Source organism: Roseobacter sp. OBYS 0001 (assembly GCF_019654895.1).
GTDB lineage: Bacteria > Pseudomonadota > Alphaproteobacteria > Rhodobacterales > Rhodobacteraceae > Roseobacter > Roseobacter litoralis.
Map to the genome: position 1 here is coordinate 129,469 of NZ_BPES01000007.1, position 23,445 is coordinate 152,913.

A 23,445-nucleotide genomic window follows, 5' to 3' on the forward strand; every position below is an offset into this window, starting at 1 on the left:
CTGCCACCGCGCATCGTGTGCTAGGTCACACGTGTTTGGCTGATCTTGATGAGGGTATCTAGGACGAGAGCCGCAGGGTCAAGGTTCACTGCAAGTCCATGGCGCGCACGTGCGCCGGTCTCCTGCGCGATCTCGGCCCAGGCGCGCGCGGCGGCAGGGTCTGGCGAGAGCCGCATCAAGGTTGCCGCCTCGCCGGGCGTGGCCTCGACCGAAGGGGGCAGGCCAGTTGCCCCGGCGCGCGCCAGACGCGACATAAGCAAATCGAGCAGCACGAACAGCAGATCACGCTTGGTCTCAGCCCCGCGCGCGGCGGCCGCTTCGGCCAGTTTCAATGCGCGCACCCGGTCGAACTGTGGCAGCGCGTTGATGAGTTGAACAAGCTCGGCATATGTCTTTAGGCCATCGAGGTTTGACAGTCGTACAGCCGCCCCAACCGACCCGCCCGACAGTTCGGCCAATGCAGGTGCGTTCCCGCCAGGATCAATCCCCGCCTGCGTAAAGGCTTTTTGCATGTCGTCGGGCGGCAGCGTGCCCAAGCGTAACACGCGGCACCGAGAGCGGATCGTGGGCAAAAGACTGGAGGGTTGATGGCTGATCAGGATCAACGTGGCGCGCGCCGGGGGTTCCTCAAGCATCTTCAACAGGGCGTTTGCGGCCTGTGGGTTCATGTCATCCGCAGCATCCACGATGACCACCCGCCGCCCGCCATCTGTGGCGGAAAGTTGAAAGAACGAAGACAGGCTGCGGATGTCGTCGACAGAAATGACATCACGCATCCGCCCGGTTTTTTCATTTTCGGACCTAATGATGGATTTCAGACCCGGTTCTGCGCCCGCTACAATCCGTCTTGCGACAGGATGCTCGGGGTCAATCGCGAGGGATGTGGGGGCCGGTGGTGCACCGAAAAGGCCATCGTCTTCTTGCAGCGGCGTGGCCAGCAGGAACCGCGCAATGGACCATGCCAGTGTCGCCTTGCCGACCCCGCGTGGCCCAGTCAGCAACCACGCGTGATGAAGCCGCCCCGTGGCAAAGGCATCCAGAAAGGTCTGCTCGGCAGTCGCCTGACCAAAAACCTGCAGCGTGTCGCGCGGGTGCGGTGCCCCTTCGATTTGATCCGGGGCTGTCATGCCAACGCCTGATCGACGACGTTGATCACGTCTTGGGTGACGCTGTCCGCATCACGCCCCCCATCCACAAGGCGAAAACGCGCCTTGAACTCTTGCGCCAGTGCCAGAAAACCGGCGCGCATCTTGGCCTGCAAATCCTCGCCAAAGGCCTCAAAACGCTCATCGGCTGTTTGCCGCGATAGCGCCCGGGACAGTCCAATGGCCGGGTCCATATCAATCAGTACGGTGAGGTCAGGCTCTCGGCCAATCATCAGATCATGCAGCGTATCCACGACCTGTCGCAAATCCCCGCGCGAGAGGCCCTGATACATGCGCGTGCTATCGGCAAACCGGTCACATATGACGATTTTCCCATCCGCAAGGGCCGGGAGGATCAACCTCTCCATGTGGTCGCGCCGTGCGGCTGTAAACAACAGGATCTCCGTTTCAGCGGACCAGCGGTCGGGATCGCCCTGCAAGACAAGCGCGCGGATTTCCTCCGCCCCCGGAGAGCCACCCGGTTCGCGGGTTTCGACGACCTCGTGGCCCCTGACGCGCAAGTGTTCGGCAAGCCTTTTGGACTGGGTGGATTTGCCCGACCCGTCGATGCCCTCAAAGGTGATGAAAAGTCCGGTGTCGCCTGCGCGCGATATCACGACTGCCCCTCTGGCCCCTGTATCAGCGTCGTGACCAGAACCATGGCTGCTGTCATCATGCGGCTGACAAAACCGCCACTCGGCACGTCTTGATCGGCCACAAGCGGCAGGCGCATTTCCGGCAACCCCTCGGGGGTGAAAACGAGCTCTCCCAGCGGATCGCCTTTGGCAATTGGGGCCTCGATCGGTCCGGTAAATACGACCTCGGCCTCAATTTCACGATCCGCAAGGGCGGGCATCAACACGTTCATGTCTTCGGCTGCGACCAGCCCGACCTGTGGGCTGCTGCCCATCCAGACGTCCGCCTTGGCAAATTCCTGACCTGCCTTGCCAATGTCGCGCATGGCGAACTGTCTGAAGGCCCAGTTTACGATGGCCTGACTTTCCTGCGCACGCGCCGCTGTAGTCTCCAACCCGGTGATCACAAAGATAACCCGCCGGTCGCCCTGCTTGGCCGACCCGACAAGACCGTATCCGGCCTCTTGCGTGTGGCCGGTTTTAAGCCCGTCCGCCCCAATGCCCATGGTCAGGACCGGGTTGCGATTGCGGCTGTTGCTGGGCACGCGGTTGTCGAATGGAAACTCGGTTTCTGCAAACATCGGGTAGAACTCAGGGAAATCGGTGATCAGCCGGTCTGCAAGAATGGCGAGATCGCGCATGGACATCACATGCCCGGTTTGCGGCCACCCGCTTGCATTGATGAAGGTGGAATTGTTCATGCCAAGTTGCTGTGCCCGTTGTGTCATCATGCGTGCAAACCCGTATTCCGTTCCATCGGGGGAAAGCGCTTCGGCAATGACCACGCAGGCATCGTTGCCGGAGACCACGATGATACCGCGCAACAAATCCTCAACGCTGACCGTTTCGCCCGAGCGCAAGAACATGCTGGAACCGCCATAGGACTGTGCGTGTTCTGACACGGGTAAGAGCTCATTCAGGTCCAGCCCGCCGTCGGCTTTGCCCCGCCGCACGGCCTCGAATGCCATGTAAAGCGTCATCAATTTCGACATGGAGGCCGGCGGCAAGGGCGCGTCGGCATTCTTATTGAGCAGCACGGTGCCGGTCGTCTGATCCATCACAAAGGCAGCACCGGCTCTGGTTTCAAAGGCGGCTGCGCTCAATGTTGATGCGACCAGAACAAAAGCGGCAAGAACGATACGAAACATATTTTTTCCTCGCTGACGGATCAATTTGTTACGGCATAGGCGTCTGAATAGCCTTCTGCCTTGATTTGTGCGAGCAGTTTTTTGCGCTCTGATGCCGTGCTGGCCGGCCCGACCAACACCCGCCAAAACGCTTTACTGCTGGATTCCTGTGCGCGCACGGATGACACCATTCCAGCGCTGCGCATTTGTTGTGCGACACGCTCTGCGTTTGTCTCGACGCTGAAGATGCCAACCTGAACATAGGGTTTGTCGAGCGACGATACAGGCAAGCTGGATTGTACCGGTTCGGCTGCGTCAATGGCGGCACTGGCGACTGCGATCGGGTCCAGCGTCTCGGTGATCGTCTCTTCGGTTTGTGGTGTTTGCGGTTCGGGTGGGGATACGGCAACTTTTTCTTTGCGCAAGGCCACGACATTCAACTCAACCGGTGCGCCTGCCAGTACGCCGAGCGCTTCGGCTGCGTCAGACGACAACTGCAAGCGCGGGCCCGGTATGTCACGTTCCCTGCGAAATAGCGCGCCCACGACCGATTGCCCATTCACCTGATTGCGGATCAACACGCGTTCAGGCTCCGCGACATCCGGGTGCGCGACCCATACGCCGCCCAACGACGGACGCCCATCCCACAAACCGGCCTCTTGAGCCGAAAAGACTTCGGGGGCTTCAACATCTTTTTCTGTGAAGTCTGTATTCGCAGTGGGTTCAGGGGTGGTGTTCGCCTCATCCTGACCAGCCTTGAAAACACTTTGCACATCGAAGGAACCTGCGTCGTCACAGCCAGACAATAAAACGCTGAGCGCAATCATAGCGGGAAGTCTGAGGCCGCAAATCGCCATAAAAGGAGGGAATTGAGATATGCTCATTTTGCTGTCCTAGCCTGATTGCCGCACGGGCGAGTTACCTCATCGCCCCGATTTGAACAGGGTCTTTGGGCTAACTTAGCTTGGGATCAACGCTCTGGGAAGGTGAAACAGGGCAAACTGGCAATAATCCCCGATCCGTCAGCAATGAAAATTCATGGTTTCAGAATCGGTTATCACCCACTAGGAGGGTGCCACCGGAGGAGTGGCAGAGTGGTCGAATGCACCGGTCTTGAAAACCGGCGTGCGTGAAAGCGTACCGTGGGTTCGAATCCCACCTCCTCCGCCATCTTTCTTGGGTATTCCAGAGATGTAATCCAAGTAGAAGGGATGCGAGGGAATTACGTGCTTTCTTCTCCTTCACAGTATTCCACAATTTACTCCACGATTGCTCGGCGTCTACTGCGCAATCCAACGCTTGGCTCCGCGTTGCTCACCGATTTCTTGCTCGGCGGCCAACGGATTGAGGGAGCCCATAATGATTTACGACGCCATCCACTTAGCGATCATACGGTGCTGCACATTCGCCTGAGCCGTGATCCGGTAGAACCCGATGAGCTCGCGCAGTGGCGATGAGATTTTCTCGAAGCCAGAAATGAAAGCGACAATGACGCCAAGCTGAACGTCGCCTTGCATGGCGAGATACCCGCCGAGCAATAAAACGGTCAACGGTCCTAAAGCGTTGAGCAAATTCAAAGCGGATTTCATTGCGAACTTTAAGACAAAAAACCGCATCCGATTTGTAAAGATGCTGTTCACAACATGGTCAGGGTCCGAGCTTGCGTCTGTCTTCATGCCTGAGATGCCGTCCCCGAGATCGCGCAACAGCACGACACGCTCTTCGATCAACACGTTGAGTTTACGTTGTAAAAAAGGCGTGATCACCACCTGGGGGATCAGGAATGCAAGTGCGAAAACGGCAATCTGCGGCTCCACGTAGAGCATGTAGGCGGCAATACCAATCAACATGGCACCGTTGGCGCAGGCACCCGAAAGCGCTTCGCCTGCAAATCCACCCAGCTTTTCAACCTCTGCACCCACCACCGACACAGCGCGTCCAGTGCCGTCCTCGGCGGAGCTGCTTTTGTCGCCATATAGTGTGAGAAGGTGAGCGCGGGTGTACCGGTTGGTGCTTTCGGTGAGCCATGATTGATAAAGCCACAAGGCGTATTTGAAAGCTTGGTGCATCAAGATAATCACGGAGTAGGCGATGCCGAATTGCACCAGAACCGAAACATCGCGTGTTTCAACCACTTCGTTCACAATGCGGCGTTGTAACTCAATCGGCGCGAGATTGAGGAGCGCAACGAAGGCTGCCAGAGTACACACCGCGACTTGATGCCATCCGGTCATGCGCCGCACGTAGGTCAGAAGTGACGAGGCCGCGCTGTCATCTCCAGTTTTTACAACTTCGCGCGGTTTTTGCGTAAATCCTGATGTGATCATTTCAATGGCTTTCATTAATGCAGCCGGTCAACGTATTGAAACGACCGATGTTCCCTTCACCACGTCGGGGACGTATGCGAACCATTCAAAAATATGCTGGAAAGGCCCAACCCCGAACAAGGTGCACCAGTTATGATAAACCTGTTCACAAGGTTGGGTGCCGGGCGAGGACCGCCCGGTGATCTGGTGAGACTTAGCCGATATGGCGCGTCCGCTCGACACAGTCGCGCAGTTCGCTGCGCATCGCGCCAAGTTCGTCACAAAGCTTACTGTTTTCTACTTTGTTAATGGCGTCATCGAAGGCGTTGATCACGTGCTGCTCACCATTGCGCACCGACGCCATCACGTTCTCATCCACCGTTCCGAAGTAAGATCGCGCTGCAATCACTGCTTCGTTTACCTGCGACATGAAAGAGCCATCTTCGCTGACGTCGTAGCCGTGTTCTTCCAGCTTGCCGCGCAGTTTGTCGATGTGTTTGTCGTGCAGCGCCTTAAACTCGCGAGCGATAGGTTCGAGGTCTTCCTGCGCCTCTGAAACCAATTTTTCAAACCCGTTCTTTACGTCCTTCAACCGGGTCATAAGAGTTTGCAAAGCGCGCTCAGCGTCGTCTCCGAAAATTCCGTTGCTTGATTTGATATTCATCGAAAATCCTCCATTGGTTGCTTGGCTGACCAACGCAGTGACAGGTAAAACGTTCCAAGAAAAATAGTCGTGCTGCGGTGGAACCATGGAACGGATGGCGCGTTGTCACCGCAACGATGTAGCTAAGAGGAGATACACAATGGGACTATTACCAATCCTTACTTTTGCCACTCTGGGTGCCGCCATCGCATTCGCGCTATGGAGCAAATGGCGTACAGAGCGTGAGTTGGACAGCGACAACGACCGGCCCTCCAGCCTTGCGCGCACGACGCCTGACCCCAGATTAAAGCCAGACCAATCTGTGACGGACCCATATGGCGTGACAAAGCGTTCCTAAGGTCTGAAGACCCAGCCCATCGTGCCGCTGAACCCCCAGTTGGTGGTCTGGGTCGTCCCCTGGAAACCCCTCTCGCCATCGTTCTGGCGCGCCGGCACCTGAGCGTGTGCGACAAAGCGGCCCCTGCTGGGCAAAGATACAGCGGCCCAGCAACTCAGCCGATCGGCAGAACCGAACGCTTTTATCCTCATCCTGCTTCAACGCCCCGTTGGTGCAAGATCGTGCTTTCGATAAGGAAGACTTGAGTGGCGTTGCGAGCACGAAAGGCACCATCCTTGGCCTCCGTGCAGTTCTGCAAAATCGACGGTTCGCAAGCGTTAAAGGCGCACCGTGCCCGGCAGTGAAGCGGTCTTTTACTCTACAGGGGGCGCGATCAACGCTCCGACATTGGGGAAGCGTTGATCAACTTAATTTGGACCATGCGCCGATACCGCATGGTTACACGAGGTACTACCCGCCGGGTGTCAGCTTGTAGATCTCACCTTCATCGATGGCCGTGTAAAGGCTGCCATCAGGACCCATGACGACCGAGCGGAAGCGTCCCGATTCCATAGGGAGGGTCATCTCAGTGACGTCCTCAACATCCGTGTTGTCGTCATTGAACATGATAACATCGATGCGTTGGCCGATGGGGGTGCCGCCGAAGCCGATGCCCATGATCCCGACGACCATCGCGCCGTCCCAGTCGCCCCAGGCCTCACCTTCCAGAAACGCAGCCGACGAGGTGCCCTGCGACCAGCCGTTGTTGTTCCAGATCGGCGCCATCGCGTCAGGATATGTGTCGAAATCCGTCATTGGCATGGAGGCCGCCCGTTCATAGCGGTTCATACCGGTTTCCTGATTGGGGCTATAGCCGCAATAGTTGTCCGGGCAGTCGCCACGGCCTGCCATGTTTGGCCGAGGGTCCCAGCCAGCATTGCCGCCATTTTCGAGGACCGTGATCTCATCAGAATGCCATGGCCCGTGTTCAGCTGCGATTGCGGTGCCTGTTTCGGGGTGAAACGCGATCCCCTGAACGTTGCGATGGCCGTAGGTGTAGGTTCGTGCGTCAAAACCGTCGGGGGGGCTGTTTTCAGCGATCGCGTTCCCATCCGTATCCATGCGCAGAACTTTCGAGCCCATCTTCGTCGGGCTTTGCGGAACTTCACCGTTGTGGGTGTCGCCCGTGGTCAGGAAAAGGTGACCATTGGCATCAAACCGCACACGCCCGCCGTTATGTGCGCCGGGGCCGCCAAAAGGGTGATCCGAAGCCGCCATTTTATACGGCACGTCATCGACAATGTCTGTTCGATCCGAAACTGCCGTGAAATCCTCACTCAGCGTGAAACGCATCAGCCGGTTGGTGTGCGGGTCCGACATATTCGACGTCGAATAGACATAGATGCGGCGGTTGTCGGCGAAATCCGGATCGAAGGCGACGCCCATCATGCCTGCCTGACCTTCGCAAAAGAGGTCCGCGCCATTTGAGGCATAGCCTGCGGTCTCACCCACACCGTAGAGCGCATTGACCGACCCGTCGGGCAGGCGCACCGACAGGCCCGAGCATTTCTCGGTGAACAGCATTGTGCCATCATCAAGGAAGGCCATGTCCCATGGCTCGTTCAGCCCCTCCAGCACGACCTCATACTGCAGGCTCGTGGTGTTCATGCCGTTTTGCGCAAAAGCGGACGCGGGTAGCAGCGCCGTTCCCGCGAGAAGTGCCGCACCAACAGACAGCGCGGAGATAGATGTGTAATGAGCCATTTTTTCCTCCCAGAATTTAAAGTCTTAGCTTGCCCGGGAAGGCCCTCCCTGAGCAGTCTCTGCTCGGACGCGCCGAGACGTTAACCTTAGGTGTCGGTCTGTCGAACGGTCAATGAATTTCTCCCTCTCTGGTAGAAATTCTCGGTATAGCAAGACGTTATAGGGGTGAGGTCGCTCGAAATCCGACGCCGAACGCTTCAAGAGGTTGGCGACGACGTCGTCAGATAAAACACCCCAACAGGCACTTGGTTTGATGTCGGGGTGCGACGTTTCGGGTCTGGTATTGGCCGCCGCGGAACGCGCAGGCCAATACCGATTACATGCTGGCGTATGCGCCGATTTTCGAAGTGCTGAGCCCGTTGTTCACCAAAGCTTCAACGAAGGTGATGCCGGCGGCGACCCCGTCAATAACGGGCAGGCCGAACTCAGCGCTCAGATCTGACATCAGGTCCGCCATGCCTGCGCATCCCAGAACGATCGCCTCTGCGCCGTCCTGTTCAATGGCCACACGGATTTCCGAGCGGATTTTGTACAGTGTGGCCGGATCGCCTTCTTCGAGCTTGAGCACGGGGATATCCGTTGCCCGAACACGCGCGCATTTCTGAGCGAGCCCGTATTTCATCAGGTTGTTTTCCAAGCCGGGTACGGACCGGGACAGGGTGGTAATCACGCTGAACTTGTTGGCGATCATGCTGGCGGCGTGATAAGCGGCCTCGCCGATCCCAAGGACCGGCACGGAGACTTGCGTGCGCACAGCGTCAAGCCCGGTGTCGTCAAAACAGGCGATGACGATGGCGTCGACATCCGGGTGGCGCGCGATCTCTTCGAGCAGCCCCGGCACACAGGTTGCCACATCCAGAAACCCCTGAATGCTGGCAGGACCGGATTGCGAATTGGTCGCGACAATCTCGGTGTCCGGGCGTGCAACCGCGCGCGCCGCCACCCCGATCTTTTTGGTCATGGAGGCTGTTGTATTCGGATTGATAATCAGGATTTTCATGCGCAGTCAGACCTCGCCGCCAAGATATGCGGCTTTGATCCGGTCATCATGCAAAAGATCCTTGGAGTTGCCTTCGATCACCACATTACCGGTCGCCATCGCATAAGCCCGGTGTGAGATGCTCAGCGCCATGCGCGAGTTCTGTTCGACCAGCAACACGGAGACACCTTCATCCCGGTTGATTGCCACGATCGAGCGCGCAATGTCCTGCACGAGTTTGGGCGCGATGCCAAGGCTGGGTTCATCCAGCAGCAACAGCTTGGGTTTTGCCATGAGGGCGCGTCCGATCACCATCATCTGCTGCTCACCGCCGGACAACGTTCCCGAGGCTTGTGAATACCGCTCTTTGAGGCGGGGAAAACGGGTCAGGATACTGTCGAGCGTGTCCTGAATTTCGGATTTATCGCTGCGCGTAAAGGCCCCCATCATCAGGTTGTCCTTGACCGACATATAGGGAAAGACACGGCGTCCTTCGGGAACCATCGCGATGCCGCGTTTCACGATATCGGAGGGGTCGGTGCCATCGACACGCTCGCCCTCAAAACTCACCGAACCTTTGGCCGGTTTGGCAAGCCCCGTGATGGCGCGCAGGATCGAGGATTTGCCCGCCCCATTGGCGCCGATCAACGCGATGGTTTCACCCTGATTGACGGTCAGCGAGACACCTTTCAGCGCATAGACATGGTCATAGTAAAGTTCGACGTCTTTGAAATCCAACATGGCTGTCATGGTCTACATCCCGATTTCGTCGTCGGCGCTGCCCAGATAGGCCTCGATGACTTTTTCATTGTTCTGGATTTCGGACGGTGTGCCCTCGGCAATCTTTTCGCCAAAGTTCAACACGACAATCCGGTCCGAGATGGTCATGACCGCTGGCATGTCGTGTTCGACCAGCATGACCGTCACGCCGCGCTCATCGCGCACGGAGCGCACCAGATCGACCATGCGCATGGTCTCATCATGGTTCATGCCCGCGAAAGGCTCATCAAGCAACAAGACCTTTGGGTCTGTCGCAAGCCCGATTGCAATGCCAAGCGCGCGCAAACTACCTTGCGGCAGGTTGCTGGCCTGTTCGGCGCTGATCTCGCTCATTCCCAGAAATTCGAGGAGTTCGTCGGCGTATTTCTCAAAGGCCGTGATATCGTCATGGGCGACTTTCGAGCCCCAGAAGTATCCCGCAAGGGACGCCTTGGCACGCAGGTGCTGGGCCACGACAACGCTTTCGCGCACGGTCATGCTTTTGAAAATCGTAGTTTCCTGAAAGGTCCGCACCACGCCCTTGCGTGCGACGATATGGGGTTTGAGGTTGGAGATACGCTCGCCCCGATAGAGCACCTCGCCAGACGAAGTCGGCGTGAACGAAGATATCATCTTGAACAGGGTTGATTTGCCAGCCCCGTTTGGCCCGATCACCGACAGGATTTCGTTTTCCGCCACATCGAAGCTGATCGCGTTGTTGGCGATCAGGCCGCCGTATTTCTTGGTGACGTCCTTGACCTGAAGAAGCGCGCTCATTTGCCACCTCCTTTACCGAAACGAAGGCTCAGCAACCCGTTTGGCAGAAACCGGATGATCAGGATCAGCAGCGTTGCATAGATCAGCATCTGATACTTTCCGAATTCAAACAGCAGGTCCCAGCCGAAATAGAGAACCAGTGTCCCGAGCATGGGGCCAAAGACAAAGCCCAGGCCGCCGAGGAAGCAGTTCAGCATGAAATCAACCGAGTCCTTGACCACGAAGGTCGCAGGGTAGACCGACTGCGAGATCGACCCGAACATCGCGCCCCCCACGCCCCCGAAGAAGCTGGAGATCGCAAAGATCAGGATGCGGATGTAGGTGATGTTCACCCCGATGGAGCTGGCCAGCTCCTCGTTCTGCTGCATGGAGCGACACAGGTGCCCCAGACGCGAGTTCACGAGCCGGTAAAGTGCGGCGTAAGTGATGACCATCAGGATGACTGCCGTGAAATAGAACGCCATCCGGGAGTTTTCCAACGTGGCGAAATCAGGAACCAGCGGAATGCCAAAGACCGAGATCGCGCCGGGCAGGGGGATATTGGTGATGCCCTTGGCCCCGTTCGTGATGGGCAGGGCCAGTGCAGTCAACGTCGCCACCTGCGTCAACACCAAGGTGATCATCGCAAAATAGACCCCCCGCAGGCGCAGGATCGGCAGGCCAATCAGAACCGCAACCAAGGCCGCGAAGAGCCCTGCCGCTGGCAGCGAGATCCAAAAGGACCACCCCGCCTTGACCACGAGGATCGCAGAGACATAGGCCCCGACCAGCGCAAATGCGCCCTGTCCGATGTTGATCCGGCCGATATAGAAGGTCAGCCAGACGCCCGCACTTGCAATCGCCAGCAGCGCGACAGAGGTCAGCGTGAAGTAAAAGTCCCACCGGCCCGTTGCTGCGATGAAGATGGGGATGCCCACGAAGACCACAGCCAGAAAGGCCAGAACGCCGAGGATTTGGATTTTTGAAAAGTTCATGACGCCATCACCCCCAGGGTTTGCCCATCAGGCCCTGAGGCCGGATCGCGAGGAAAATCATCAGCGATACAAAGATCAGCAGATATGTGATGTCACCGTATTGCGACAGGTAAGCGAGGCCGAAGGCTTCCATGAAGCCGAGGATGAACCCGCCCCAGATCGCACCCGAAATCACACCAGCGCCCCCAATCATCACCATCATGAAGGCTTTGATCGAGGTCGGACCGCCCATGCCAAGGTTGACGCCGGTGATCGTGACCAGCAAGCCACCGACCAGTCCCGCCAGCATGGCACCAAGCGCGAAACCGATCATCGAATAGCGGTCAACATTGACGCCCATCAATTGCGCGGCTGTGCGGTCTTGCGCCAGCGCTCGCAGCGCGCGGCCCGTCTTGGAATATTGCATCAGGGCGATGAAGGCGACGATTGAGAGAATGGCGAGCACGCAGATCAATATACGGTCATAGGGCATGATCAGGCGGAAATCCCAGTTGAAGACTCCGTCGACGATCTTGGGAACACCGCGTTGCTTTTCGCCAAAGATCAACAGTATCAGCGCATCCAGCAAAAACGCGATACCCGCCGCGAGCAGCATCGTGCTTTCTTCCCGCGCAGAGCCCTTGATCACCGGGGCGAATAGGTATCGTTCAATCAGCGCGCCGATGATAGCCAGCGTCATGCAGGACATGAACAGGGCCAGTACAAACGGCACGCCCCATTGTCCGTAAAATGTATATGTGACGAACCCGCCGATGACATACATCTGCCCATGGGCAAAGTTGAGAACATTCATCAAGGCGAAAATCAGGGTCAATCCGAGTGCGATCATCGCATACTGAGATCCCAGATAGACCCCATTGGCCATTACCTGTTCCATGAGCACTTTCTTTCTGTGGTTAACCCCGAACGATCCGTCGGGTGGGAACTGCTTCCGGGCAATGCCGGAAGCAGTGTATCGTGAGTGATGGTTTAGTCGACGCGCGCGATGAACATCGTTGCAAACGCACCGTTCTGATAGACGTTGACAACAAGGGGCACAGCGATCTGACGCTTTTGACCGAAGGAGGTCATGCCCACATAGGTCAGTTGCTCGTCGCCGTTCATATAGGGGTTTGGCGCTGAGAAATCGTCCATGGACGCCTGAAATGCAGCCACATCTTCAATGGCGCCGGGCGTGGCTTTGAGTGTCTCAAGGATATACTCAAGCGCGTAGACCTTGGTGTTGGATTCGTCGTTGTACTCACCAAACATGGTTGTGTAGCGCTCGACGAATTCATTCATCATCGGGGACGCCAGCTCTGGTGTGGACGCGCCACCTACCGAGATAAAGCCATTGGCCAGATCACCGGCACCTTCGGCCAGAACGCCTGCATCCTGTGCGGTTTCGGTCGAGATCATGCCTTGAAAACCCAACTCACGTGCGGAGCGGATGAGCTGTGGCGCGTTGGCAGGCGACACACCCGACAGCACAAGCAGGTCAGGGCGGGCACGCAGGATCGGCGTCAGCACAGGTGTGAAGTCTGTGGTGTCCACCTGATAGGTGACGTTGTCAGAAACGACTTCGAGACCCAGCTCTTTTGCTGCAGCTACGCCACTTTCGCGCTGGCTCAGTGGATCAGATTCATTGGCGGCAATGAAAGCAACCGTTTTGACGCCTTCGTTCTCCATCAGGTGCTTATAAATCGCGGGACCTGATTGATAGTTGGCGATCATACCCAGCACGGCGTTTGACGCAGGCGCGGAATACAACTCCTTCGGGAACGCATATGGAAAATACATGATGTCGTTTGCTTCGGCGACGGGGCGAACAGCGGCCGCGCCATCATCAACGTTTGGCCCAACGACATAGTGAATACCCTCTTGGGCCATTTTTTCCATGCCCGCGATGGCGCGCTTGGGGTCTTTCTGGTCATCAAACGACACGATCTCGATATCGTAGGTGGTATCACCAATCGTGTAGCCGCCGGTCTCGTTGATCCAGGCAGCGCGGGCCTCCATTGAGCGTTGGTTGGAAATACCCCATGCAGCAGCTGGGCCACTGGTCACGCCCACAAAGCCGATTTTCAAAACCGGATTCTCGGCCGCGGCTGTGGTTGCACCAAATACTGCCAGAGTTGCAGCTGTCGCAGCTGCCTTCATTAGTGATCTTCGTTGCATTCTTAACTCCCGTTGAAATCTAACTTGGCGTGATCCACGCCGTTCTTGGCCGGCAGTTGAATGGAAACTCCACGCGTGCCGCAGCGTCACTTCACGATTGTTAACAATAATTGTCAACACTTTTGTCAAATCTGTCGACAAGTTCTGATGCTTGGCCTAACAATGATGAAGGTTTAAGCGTTGGCGAGCAGCCGAAGTGGTAAAAAGAATGCGTCTCGAAAGTGATCCTGTGTCCTCCAGCCCGCAACAGAAAAGCGGTGCAACATCAGACCCTAAGTCGGGAACGGATGAGAATTTCATCGTTGAGCGCATCTACAAAGCAGTGATGGAGCAACGGCTGGCCCCGAACACAAAGTTGAGCGAAGCGCGCTTGTGTGAAACTTTTGGGGTAGGGCGGATGCGGGTCCGACGGGCGCTTTTGCTGCTGTCGAGTCAGGGCCTTATAGAGCTGCAGTCAAATCGAGGGGCCTATGTCGCCTGTCCGGATAAATCCGAGGCGAACGACGTTTTCGCGGCCCGGCTGCTGATCGAACCGCCCTTGGTGCGTCAACTGGCACAAAACGCCGGTGATATTGATCTGACGCTGCTCACCCAACATATCGCTCTGGAGGACAAGGCCCGCGCGCAAAAACAGCGTACCGAAGTCATTCGGTTGTCAGGTGAATTCCACACAAAGCTGGCCGAGGCGACCGGCAACAAATTCGTGTTTCGCATGATGCGCGAGCTTGTCACAAGAACGTCACTGATCGTCGGCCTGTTCGGGTCATCAGAAAAAGTCAGTTGCCCGGATGACGAACACAGTAACATCCTCGAGGCGATCCGGTCACAGAACCCGGAACTGGCCGAACAACTGTTGATATCGCACCTCACGCACATTCAGGCGGGCCTCAACATGGAGGCGCGTCAGGAACCTCAGGATGATCTGGCAGCTATTCTGGGCGACGTGTAATCATCTGCCGTGTGGCTTCATGAAACGAAAACCGGGCTGTAAAAACGCTTGCCCGGCTGCAAACATCTCACCCGCTAGAGAAAACCGGTATCAAGTGCCGCTTCTGAACGGCATCCTCGTCGCTCATTTCAGGACGATCCCCGCACTTCAAATCGGCCTTAACGGTTTCGTCAAAACTTGCGGCAATCGGTGAATCCTTCGCTTTCCAGAAACTCTCCGAAGTCGAGGGACAGGGCGTCTTTCATCTGCACGACAAGGTTCAGCGACGCCGCTGTCACGCTGGCGCGGTCGTATTCGTCCGCGCATCTGTATTGCGTCGACCAGTCGCTCCAGCGGATGTCAAAAACCGTCAAACTGTCGCGGTCACGGTAGAAATATCCGCGCACATCCTCTTTTGGAACCACGTATCGGTCGTTAATGACAATCAGGTCGGCGGCCGCGCTTGAGGCGCATACTGCGAAAACAAGGGAGAGTGCTTTCAGTTTCATTTGTCGTTCCTTTCCGCAGTACTTGCGAATGTCGGAGCCAGGCAACCGCCGTGTTCGTTCAGATTGAACTGCCAGAAAAAGCATGGCCTGCGCAGCGTTCCGCAGCTGATTGTGCATGAGATGTGACGGTATCTGTGCGGGCAAGGTAAATCAATTGGCCGCGCTTTATATATGGGCGGCCCTGCGTCAAGAAGCTGATGGCGACCTATACACGCGCCGGTTCCGGGATGCGCCGTCGGGATCATAATCTGGGGCAGTGGCGCCTTGCCCTCGACCCTTCTGTTTGCGTTGATCGTGGCACCCGGGGCGACGATGCTGGGCTTTACGCTGGCGCTGCTGGGCCAACGCACCCAATTGACCGGGTGATATTCGCCGCCCGAGGCCTCAGTCTAAAGTGTTGTCCTGCTGGTGCTGGTCGGGCTGATGTTTATCGCAAGCCGGATCATTCTAGGCACCAAAGGGTTCACAACGCTCACAGGTAATCCTGCGTAGGGGCCCTTCCTGAAACTACCGCGCAGTTTTGAGGCCGGGCTAACGGCGCTGGCGACGGTGCTGATCTTTGGGCTGTTGATCCTAATCCTGTCGGTGATGATCGTTTCGCGCCAAGTGGATGGAGCGGGTCGTGCTTGAGGGTAATTGAAGCGGGGCGGATGCCTCGCTCAATGATGCCGGATTTCAGCACAGTCAGGACATGCCGGGCGGCGATGTCTCCGTCATCTTGCGCCTGCCCAGGCAAGGATTTCGTGCGACCGTGGCAACGGTTTCCTTCCTCGGCGCGACAACCGCAGTGAGATTTGACCTCGCGATGGGTGAGGTCAAAACCCTGTTGCCGGATCAGGAGGCGGCCGGAATTGAGCTGGGGTAAAAACTGTCGATTGGAAACATACCGGGCGGGGCTTCACCTGCTGCCCGCTACTGAGAACGGGTTCAGAGACTGGTGATCAGGCGTTCCGCGTTGTCGAACCTTTGGCCGGTCAAAGCATGCAGAAACGTGCCATGGCCGACGACGCCAATGGTTTGTTCCGGTCTCGCTTTGAGCCATGCGCTGAAATCTTCCACCCGCTGAGCTGAAATCGATGCAGGCTCTTTTTCGTAAACGGCATCCGAGGTGTGATCCACATACCACCAAGGGTCACTCAGGTGCGCAAAGTCGAACATCGGAAAGAGCTTGCCAAGGTGGTCGGGGCTGCGGCCCACGTCACAATAGTTTTCCAGATATTCGCGGTGCAGATCAAGGATCATGCGCGGGGCCGTGCTCTGGCCAAAGACCCGCAAGGCAGTTTGCAAGGCGCGGGTGAAGGGCGTGACCACGACGAGATCAAAGGCCGGTGCCTCCGCGATCTCGGTCCCCAGCCGCTGCGCCTGTTCCAGACCCAGTTCGGTCAGCGCGGCGTCATGCACCATCGGATCAGGCTGTCCTGCTTGCTGCAACGCGTTATGCATCGATTGCGCGTGTCGGATTAAATGAAATGTCTGCATGCTCTTCGCTCCGTTTCCAGCCCTTTGCATCTATATCCACAGCCCACAGGTTTTCCAACCGCAAGCGGATGCATTCATGCAGGGTCTGGTTTTTGAAACGCGCGTTGCTCGCAGCCTAAAGCGTCATGCGAAAAAGCTGAATCACGTAGCGCTGCCTGAAATCAAGGATTTCAACGCGTTACGTGATACTTCATGTTTCTGGTATTTCGTCAGACGCTCTAAAGGACCGGTCAAGGTTCAGTTCAGCTTTGCGTCGATGAATGTGTTTCGCACATCGCGGACCGGTTCCTGCGTGGCCGGAGTACAGGCATATCGAAAGCTGGCATGGCCAAAGGTGCTCGACTTCAGGAGCAGGAAACAGTCGCAGCCGTCAACCTTGAAGTCGATGCGCTGACCGATGGAGATGATCTCCTGCTGATCGGCGAAGCTGATCAGGAGACTGCCGCCCGAAAGACGGTTCACGCCCAACATCAACTTTGGTTCTGACAGCCAATAGGCTTGATCGCTTTCGGTGACGTCGATGTCTTTTGCAACGACATACCCATTGTTGAGCTCATCGCGCAGCGCTTCGAGGGCCTTGTCTTTTTCAACAAGCTCATTCTTTGCCGCGTGCAAAAGATGGGCAATCTGATCGTCCAGCTTTACCAGCGGCGGCACGGGGGCTTGGACATGCGTCACGGCAGAAGCTTGCGAGATCACGAACAGACTTGCGACAAAAGCCACCGTGATAGTGCAAAGCAGCAAAACGCAGTTTGCAATCAAAAAGGAACTGCCGCCTTTTGGGCGCTCGGGGGTATTCATCGTCGACTCCATCACTGGTCACTTAACTTCAATTGAGATGTTATCTAGCGATCCAAGACGGCCAGCACCCGCATGCGGAGGGATGGGTCACGCACAAAAAAGAGGTGCACTATGACCAAAAGGATAGGTGCAGTTTGACAGTTTCGTCCATCAGGAAGGCGGCTTATTCAAACCCTGCGTTGCGCGCAATCATGGCGGCCTGCGTGCGGTTCTTTGCGTCGAGCTTTTTGCACAGGGTGCGCACATGCAACTTGATCGTGACTTCCTGCAGATCCAGATCGCGCGCGATCTCCTTGTTTGATTTGCCGGCGCACAACCCGCTCAATACCTGTCTTTCCCGCTGGCTCAGTTTCCTGCTAAACTCGGTTTCGGGCGTCTCGCCGCTCTCTCCCATAAGGGAGGCCGGTACATAAGTTTCCCCGGCAATCATAAACCGCACCGCATTGACCAGTGATTTTGCGCCCATTGATTTGGGCAGATATCCGATGGCGCCACGCTCGACCGCCTGTTGTGCAATTCGGTTCGGGGCGGTGCCGCTCAGGATCGCAAACGACTGATTTGGATGCTTCTTGATCGCATCGGACAAACCATCCAGCCCATTCATGCCGGGCATGCCGAAATCCAGAAGAACCAGATCGAAGGGTCCCTTGTTGCTCAGCACCTTCATCGCTTCGGCATAGTCTTCAACGGCGATTACAGCCGCGCGCCCTTCCGCCTCCAGATAGGCCGAGATCGTGTCGCGGACCAGCCCGTGATCATCTGCCAACAATATCCGCATTACCGTTACCTGCTAAGTTCTTTGACCGTATACATCACATAGCGCACGCGCGCGGGATCGATGCGTCGGGATTATTTCTTTTTGCACCGCCCCTGTCATCATGTCACCTCGATGTCTTAAGGCATAGCGCCCAGCAAGGTGTTAACGTGCTTTAGTTTATTTAAACTATACCAAAGTATAGCGGGCTGAACCCCTGCGCAAGATCGGTGAAGCGCGATCATGCGATAGGAATACTGCACGAACCTGTCCCTCTAAGGAGAAATCATCATGTTTGCCCCTCTTCGCCACGCGGCGCTCATTTTCTTTATGTCACTTGCCGCGCCGGTTTTGGCGGATGAGACGATTCTGACCGTCACCGGTGCGGTTGCACAGCCAGCTGAAGGGGAGGCGTGGACTTTCGACATGGCATCTCTCAGGCAGTTGCCCGCTGCCCGTATCGAAACAACGACAATCTGGACGACCGGCACTCAGACCTTTGAAGGTGTCTCTCTGGTCGATCTGTTGGCGCATGTGGGCGCGACGGGAAGTTCAATCCGGGCTGTCGCGCTGAATGATTATGCTGTGTCTATTCCCATGGCTGATGCAGTCGCGGGGGGGGCGGTGGTGGCCTATGCGCAAAATGGATCGGAAATGTCGATCCGAAATAAAGGCCCCTTGTGGATCATATATCCGTTTGATGGTAACGAAATTTATAAGTCTGAAGAGTATTATTCACGTAGTATCTGGCAACTCGACCGGATTGAGGTCATCACAGAAAAGTAGACTGACGATGTCACAGCTAACCGTTCTCAGCCGCCTGTGATGGGTCGGATTTCCGTCATATTCTTTGCGTGTTTTCTGGTGGTTGGTGTTACCTTCATCACCTACCTGGGACGCACTGTCGTGGGCGATCTTGATGCCCTGTCCACGGCGCGCCATGACGACATCAGTTGGAACATGTCGCAGCTTGAGATTGAGACGCTCAATCTCGACAGTGCAACCCATGACGCGGTTCATGGCCATGACAGCGATCTTTCCAGTTTTCGCAAGCGGTATGACATCTATTACAGCCGTGTCAGAATGCTGACGCAAAGCGCATTTTACAAGGTCATAAAAAAGGACCCGGATGCGCAGATCGGGTTGGCAGCGATCACCGACTTTATCAACAGCATAACGCCGATTGTTGACGGCCCTGATGCGGGCCTGCGTGCCGCGCTTCCCGATATCCAGCGCCGGGTAGAGGAATTGCGGCCTCAGGTCAGGGACCTGTCGTTGGCGGGCATACAGGTTTTCGCGAGGGAAGATGCAGAGCGACGTGCGGCATTCTCGCAGACGCTTGTGAAACTGGCGGCTTCAATCTTTGGATTGATCGTGTTTCTTTTGTTTGCGCTTGCAACGCTGCTCAAGTTGCACCGCAAGGGACAGCAAGTTGCGCACGAGAGCGAGGTGTTGCGATCCCGCTTTGAAGCCGCGATTGCCTCGTCACTTGATGCTGTACTGGTTGTGGACACAGACGGCTCGATCATAGACTTCAACGGTGCGGCGGAAACAGTTTTTGGCTACACGCGTGCCGAAGCCTTGGGCGGTGATATGGCCGAGATGATCGTACCGCAACACATGCGCGACATGCACCGCAAGGGGATGGCGCGTTTTCTTGAGACAGGTCACCAAAAGATCGTCGGCGCAGGTCGCGTCCGATTGGAAGCGTTGCGAAAATCCGGCGCGGTTTTCCCGGTTGAACTGTCTATCTCGCTTTCCGAAGTAAACGGTGAACGGGTATTCGTATCCTTTCTGCGAGACATTACCGGGGAGTTGGAGGCAGAGGCGCAATTGCGCGCCGCCCGAGACAAAGCACAGGAGGGCGAAAGGGCCAAGTCCAACCTCTTGACCGTCATGAGTCACGAGATGCGAACGCCGCTCAATGGCATTCTGGGATCTCTCGCTTTGCTCGACAAGGACAGCTTTGATGACCGTCACAAGCGGCTCTTGAATTCGATTTCCGTGTCTGGTGAATTGCTATTGTCACACGTAAATGATGTGCTTGATCTGTCCAGCCTTGAAAAAGAGACGTCGCCCCGAGAAAAGGTGATCTTCGACATCACGGACTTGTTGCGGCAAGTGACAGACAGCCTCATGGCCAATGCCGAGGCGCGGGGCAACAGCTTGTCGTTCACCTGTCTGTCGGAGGGTCTGGCAAGCGTCACCGGTGCCAAACGTTCGCTGCAACAGTGCCTGGTCAATCTTCTCGGCAACGCCATCAAGTTCACGGCGAGCGGTGAAATCTCGGTTGAGGCTGAGCGGTTGAACGGCGGCGATCTTGTGGAAATTCGCGTTTCGGACACTGGCGTTGGTATTGCACCGGAAAACATGGACCGGATATTTGACGAGTTTGTAACCATCGACACGGCCTACTCCCGTCAGAACGCGGGTACCGGGCTGGGCCTTGCGATTACCAAACGCCTCGTCGAGATCATGGGGGGCACAATCGAAGCGGACAGCCTGCTGGGCGAGGGCAGCTTGTTTACCTTGCGCATCCCATTGCCCGCCGTACCGTTTGAGACCCGCACAGGGACACAACACTCGGTTAAAACGCAAAGAAACCTATCGCAGGAACATCGCGCCCTCGTTGTGGATGACAACGAAATCAACAGGATGATCCTTTGTGAAATGCTGCAGGAAGCCGGGCTGTGCGTGGAAGAGGCCGCCGACGGGATTGAGGCGATAAACCTCATATCGGAAAAACCTTTTGATATTGTCTTTCTGGACATCAGCATGCCGGGGATAGACGGGATCGAAACCCTGAACCGCATACGTCAACTCAAGGTGGACTGGCGCAATCTGCCCGCCATCGCGGTAACGGCCCATGCTGCGCCCAAAGACCATCATGCGATCATGCAGGCGTCATTTCTTGACCTTTTGGTAAAGCCCGTTCACCCAAGAGAAATTCAGGCCAAACTGGCGTCAGTGTTGGCACGGGATCAAGGCAACGCTCCTATTTCGGCGTCGGAAACTAACGGTGCGGATTTCAAGGCGCGGTTTGGCGCGGTCAAGTATCAAGAGGCCCTGAAATCATTCAGAGCCGAGCTGGATGAATTGCATGCAGAGCTTGAAGGCTTGGCCGCTTTGACGGACGAAGCTCGCAGTAAAGCGCACAAACTCAGCGGATCAGCCGCGGTTCTGGGACAAAGCGCGACGCACGCAAATTTACAAGCCATCGAGCACTGCCATGCAGAGGCTTGGCTTGAATTGAAAGTGCAGCTCTTCGAGACCTCCGGCGGTATCTGACAGCGCGTTTTTAGCAAGAAAAGTCGTTTGCCCAACGTAGGGCTAGTGCGAGGACGTCTTTGTTGGCCGCCCTGCGGGCAATCCGCAGGGCGCGGGTCAGCTAAGGCGTCATCAAGAAATGTGTTGCCCGGCGTGTTGTGATCAGTTATGCACATTTATGTCCATATGTGATTGGATGTGAGCGTTAGCCTTGGTGCGAGCGCCGGTCTGCTGGGGGGGTAGATGTCAGAAAATTTTGATCTCGCAGCCGTGCGACGGCGCAAAATTGCGGAGCTGGTCAGAGCGCGTGGCGCCATGGGCATTCGTGATCTTGGTCTGCAATTCGGTGTATCAGAGGCAACAATTCGACGGGATCTCAAGACGCTGGACGATGAAGGCATTGTTGTGCGGACACATGGCGGCGTTTTGATGAACGCCAACGTCCGGGTCGATCTGCCGAATGAAGAGCGCAAAGCTGTCGGCGCGGCAGAAAAGCGACGGATCGGCGAGGCTGCAATCGAAATGCTCTCTGACGATGAGGTGGTGTTTCTGGATGCAGGCACAACTGCGCATGCCGTGGCGGCCCATGCCCATAAAAAATCACGCTGTACCTATGTCACGACTTCGCTGGGCGTGGCCAATCAGTTGCAAGCGCAGGGGATCGTGAATTTCTACATGATCGGAGGCTCCTACGAGCCGGTGAACGATTCATTCGCGGGAACCTTGGCGATATCGGCCTTGCGGTCCTTGTCTTTTGATATCGCCTTTTTGTGCTGCTCGGCGGTAGATGTTCCCAAACGGTCCATCAGCGTCGCCAGCGAAGTTTACGCGCAGGTTCAAAAAGAGGTCATCCTCAATACCCGCCGCTGCTTTGTCATCGCGGATGCCAGCAAGTTCAAACCCAATGCCTTCATGCGCACGTCATGTTTCGATCAGATAACGGGCATCATTACCAACCGCGAACTTGATGCAGGCACGATCGCCGATGTCAAAGACGCCGATCTGGAGCTTGTCTTGGTATGACACAAACCGGCGTCTCGCTTGATGTACAAAACCTGCGCAAAACCTGGGGTCAGACAGAGGTTTTGAGGGGCGTCGATTTCAATATTGCGCCGGGTGGGTTCCTGACGCTGCTGGGGCCGTCGGGCTGTGGAAAAAGCACGGCCTTGCGGCTGATCTCGGGTCTTGATGAGGTCAGTGACGGCAATATCCTGATCGAGGGCAAGGAGGTCACCCAACAGCCCGCCGATCAGCGCAACATAGGGATGGTGTTTCAAAACTACGCGCTGTTTCCGCATATGACCGTGCGCGACAATATCGCCTACGGTCTCAAGGTGCGTAAAGTGGCCAAAGCCACGCGTATCGCGTCGGTCGCACGGGTCGCTGATCTGATGGCGCTTGGGCCGCTGCTGGAGCGTAAACCTGCGCAGCTTTCGGGCGGGCAGCAACAGCGTGTCGCCTTGGCGCGGGTCTTGGTGTCTGAGCGTCCGTTGGTCCTGATGGATGAGCCACTCTCGAATCTGGATGCCAAGTTGCGGGTGGAAATTCGCAGCGAAATCAGGGCGCTGAACAAAAAGTTGGGCATCACCATCGTTTATGTCACCCACGATCAAAGCGAAGCTTTGTCGATGTCGGACACGGTGGTTTTGATGAACGCGGGGCGGGCCGAACAGATCGGCACCCCCAAAGAGCTATACGACGCGCCTGCGACCGTCTTTGCCGCCGGGTTCATCGGAACACCGCCGATGAACCTGCTGCCTGCATCTGACGTTGCACTTAACGGCGATATCGGGGCGGGTCTGGATGTGGCGGATGTTTTGATCGGTGTGCGGCCCGAAGCCATGACCGTGCCGGGGCAGGGGATGGCATTGTCCGTGACCTGCCATGTGGCGAGCGTCGAATATGAGGGCAGTGTGTTTCTCGTGCACCTGATGTCGCCCTCCGGATCGCCCTTCATCCTGTCCTATGCGGGGCAGGACGTGCCTGCCCAGGGCGATGAAATCACCGTGGGCTGGACCCGCGCCGAAACCCATTTGTTTTCGAAATCGACCGGCCAGCGCATTGCGCCTGACCCATAACGCAACGGTGTACCACGTGCCGTTTA

Annotated in this window: 23 protein-coding genes and 1 tRNA gene; 7 read left to right on the forward strand and 17 right to left on the reverse strand. The window is 56.6% G+C overall.

From position 1 onward, the window contains the following. Window positions 1-20: 20 nt before the first annotated feature. Genes K5Q35_RS14895 through K5Q35_RS14910 form a run of 4 tightly spaced genes read right to left on the reverse strand, consistent with a single transcriptional unit; the run spans window position 21 to window position 3,791 of the window. Complete coding sequence (locus tag K5Q35_RS14895; RefSeq protein ID WP_220800120.1) at window positions 21-1,127, reverse strand: DNA polymerase III subunit delta'; 1,107 nt, start codon at window positions 1,125-1,127, stop codon at window positions 21-23. Continuing rightward, on the reverse strand, window positions 1,124-1,762 hold the full coding sequence (gene tmk / locus K5Q35_RS14900) for a dTMP kinase (RefSeq protein WP_220800121.1): 639 nt from the start codon (window positions 1,760-1,762) through the stop codon (window positions 1,124-1,126). The genes K5Q35_RS14895 and tmk overlap by 4 nt, the downstream gene beginning before the upstream one ends. Then, window positions 1,759-2,928 carry a D-alanyl-D-alanine carboxypeptidase family protein gene (locus K5Q35_RS14905; protein WP_013962540.1) on the reverse strand — a complete coding sequence of 390 codons (1,170 nt, stop codon included), beginning with the start codon at window positions 2,926-2,928 and terminating at the stop codon, window positions 1,759-1,761. The genes tmk and K5Q35_RS14905 overlap by 4 nt, the downstream gene beginning before the upstream one ends. Before the next feature lie 20 nt (window positions 2,929-2,948). Continuing rightward, window positions 2,949-3,791 (reverse strand): SPOR domain-containing protein, encoded by an 843-nt coding sequence (locus tag K5Q35_RS14910; RefSeq protein ID WP_220800122.1) that lies wholly within the window; start codon window positions 3,789-3,791, stop codon window positions 2,949-2,951. 196 nt (window positions 3,792-3,987) lie between these two features. On the opposite strand from K5Q35_RS14910, the gene K5Q35_RS14915 reads away from it, so the two are divergent. Next, window positions 3,988-4,077: transfer RNA gene (locus K5Q35_RS14915), tRNA-Ser, on the forward strand. 194 nt (window positions 4,078-4,271) lie between these two features. Here K5Q35_RS14915 and K5Q35_RS14920 read toward each other — a convergent pair. Together K5Q35_RS14920 and K5Q35_RS14925 are read right to left on the reverse strand one after the other, a co-directional pair. Then, window positions 4,272-5,249: an ABC transporter ATP-binding protein gene (locus tag K5Q35_RS14920; protein ID WP_259650548.1), complete on the reverse strand. Its 978-nt coding sequence runs from the start codon at window positions 5,247-5,249 to the stop codon at window positions 4,272-4,274. Between the two features lie 178 nt (window positions 5,250-5,427). Then, window positions 5,428-5,964 carry a PA2169 family four-helix-bundle protein gene (locus K5Q35_RS14925; RefSeq protein ID WP_259650549.1) on the reverse strand — a complete coding sequence of 179 codons (537 nt, stop codon included), beginning with the start codon at window positions 5,962-5,964 and terminating at the stop codon, window positions 5,428-5,430. 52 nt (window positions 5,965-6,016) lie between these two features. Here K5Q35_RS14925 and K5Q35_RS14930 point away from each other — a divergent pair, with 52 nt between their 5' ends. Next, complete coding sequence (locus tag K5Q35_RS14930) at window positions 6,017-6,214, forward strand: hypothetical protein (protein WP_148264357.1); 198 nt, start codon at window positions 6,017-6,019, stop codon at window positions 6,212-6,214. 450 nt (window positions 6,215-6,664) lie between these two features. On the opposite strand, the gene K5Q35_RS14935 is transcribed toward K5Q35_RS14930, so the two are convergent. The 7 genes from K5Q35_RS14935 to K5Q35_RS14965 all read right to left on the reverse strand — a co-directional run bounded on the left by K5Q35_RS14935 (window position 6,665) and on the right by K5Q35_RS14965 (window position 13,603). Continuing rightward, a complete protein-coding gene (locus K5Q35_RS14935; RefSeq protein ID WP_220800123.1) occupies window positions 6,665-7,957 on the reverse strand; it encodes a sorbosone dehydrogenase family protein in 1,293 nt (430 codons plus the stop codon). Window positions 7,958-8,273: 316 nt separating this feature from the next. Further along, the gene (locus tag K5Q35_RS14940) at window positions 8,274-8,957 is read right to left on the reverse strand and encodes an aspartate/glutamate racemase family protein (protein WP_220800124.1); all 684 of its coding nucleotides are present in this window, start codon (window positions 8,955-8,957) and stop codon (window positions 8,274-8,276) included. 6 nt (window positions 8,958-8,963) lie between these two features. Then, entirely contained in the window at window positions 8,964-9,677 is a 714-nt protein-coding gene (locus tag K5Q35_RS14945; protein WP_374758633.1) for an ABC transporter ATP-binding protein, read from the reverse strand. A gap of 12 nt (window positions 9,678-9,689) precedes the next feature. Further along, entirely contained in the window at window positions 9,690-10,472 is a 783-nt protein-coding gene (locus K5Q35_RS14950; protein ID WP_011567151.1) for an ABC transporter ATP-binding protein, read from the reverse strand. Then, the gene (locus K5Q35_RS14955) at window positions 10,469-11,446 is read right to left on the reverse strand and encodes a branched-chain amino acid ABC transporter permease (protein WP_013962532.1); all 978 of its coding nucleotides are present in this window, start codon (window positions 11,444-11,446) and stop codon (window positions 10,469-10,471) included. The genes K5Q35_RS14950 and K5Q35_RS14955 overlap by 4 nt, the downstream gene beginning before the upstream one ends. A gap of 7 nt (window positions 11,447-11,453) precedes the next feature. After that, window positions 11,454-12,323: a branched-chain amino acid ABC transporter permease gene (locus K5Q35_RS14960; RefSeq protein ID WP_011567149.1), complete on the reverse strand. Its 870-nt coding sequence runs from the start codon at window positions 12,321-12,323 to the stop codon at window positions 11,454-11,456. A 92-nt stretch (window positions 12,324-12,415) separates the two neighbouring features. Further along, entirely contained in the window at window positions 12,416-13,603 is a 1,188-nt protein-coding gene (locus tag K5Q35_RS14965) for an ABC transporter substrate-binding protein (RefSeq protein WP_220800125.1), read from the reverse strand. 208 nt (window positions 13,604-13,811) lie between these two features. Between K5Q35_RS14965 and K5Q35_RS14970 the strand changes: the two genes are divergently transcribed. Beyond that, entirely contained in the window at window positions 13,812-14,552 is a 741-nt protein-coding gene (locus tag K5Q35_RS14970; RefSeq protein WP_259650550.1) for a GntR family transcriptional regulator, read from the forward strand. A 170-nt stretch (window positions 14,553-14,722) separates the two neighbouring features. Here the strand turns inward: K5Q35_RS14970 and K5Q35_RS14975 are convergent, their stop codons facing one another. The 4 genes from K5Q35_RS14975 to K5Q35_RS14990 all read right to left on the reverse strand — a co-directional run bounded on the left by K5Q35_RS14975 (window position 14,723) and on the right by K5Q35_RS14990 (window position 18,098). Continuing rightward, window positions 14,723-15,040, reverse strand: a complete 318-nt coding sequence (locus K5Q35_RS14975; protein ID WP_148264356.1) for a hypothetical protein — start codon at window positions 15,038-15,040, stop codon at window positions 14,723-14,725. A 927-nt stretch (window positions 15,041-15,967) separates the two neighbouring features. Beyond that, window positions 15,968-16,519 carry a histidine phosphatase family protein gene (locus K5Q35_RS14980; protein ID WP_220800126.1) on the reverse strand — a complete coding sequence of 184 codons (552 nt, stop codon included), beginning with the start codon at window positions 16,517-16,519 and terminating at the stop codon, window positions 15,968-15,970. A 237-nt stretch (window positions 16,520-16,756) separates the two neighbouring features. Further along, window positions 16,757-17,320: a hypothetical protein gene (locus tag K5Q35_RS14985; RefSeq protein ID WP_220800127.1), complete on the reverse strand. Its 564-nt coding sequence runs from the start codon at window positions 17,318-17,320 to the stop codon at window positions 16,757-16,759. Between the two features lie 163 nt (window positions 17,321-17,483). Further along, window positions 17,484-18,098 carry a response regulator transcription factor gene (locus tag K5Q35_RS14990; RefSeq protein ID WP_220800128.1) on the reverse strand — a complete coding sequence of 205 codons (615 nt, stop codon included), beginning with the start codon at window positions 18,096-18,098 and terminating at the stop codon, window positions 17,484-17,486. Between the two features lie 267 nt (window positions 18,099-18,365). Here K5Q35_RS14990 and K5Q35_RS14995 point away from each other — a divergent pair, with 267 nt between their 5' ends. The 4 genes from K5Q35_RS14995 (at window position 18,366) to K5Q35_RS15010 (ending at window position 23,419) form a co-directional block, all read left to right on the forward strand. Beyond that, window positions 18,366-18,860, forward strand: coding sequence for a molybdopterin-dependent oxidoreductase (locus K5Q35_RS14995; RefSeq protein WP_220800129.1), 495 nt, complete (start codon window positions 18,366-18,368; stop codon window positions 18,858-18,860). A gap of 39 nt (window positions 18,861-18,899) precedes the next feature. After that, window positions 18,900-21,362, forward strand: coding sequence for a PAS domain-containing hybrid sensor histidine kinase/response regulator (locus K5Q35_RS15000; protein WP_220800130.1), 2,463 nt, complete (start codon window positions 18,900-18,902; stop codon window positions 21,360-21,362). Between the two features lie 222 nt (window positions 21,363-21,584). Continuing rightward, entirely contained in the window at window positions 21,585-22,364 is a 780-nt protein-coding gene (locus tag K5Q35_RS15005; protein ID WP_220800131.1) for a DeoR/GlpR family DNA-binding transcription regulator, read from the forward strand. Then, complete coding sequence (locus tag K5Q35_RS15010; protein ID WP_220800132.1) at window positions 22,361-23,419, forward strand: ABC transporter ATP-binding protein; 1,059 nt, start codon at window positions 22,361-22,363, stop codon at window positions 23,417-23,419. The genes K5Q35_RS15005 and K5Q35_RS15010 overlap by 4 nt, the downstream gene beginning before the upstream one ends. Window positions 23,420-23,445 lie beyond the last annotated feature (26 nt).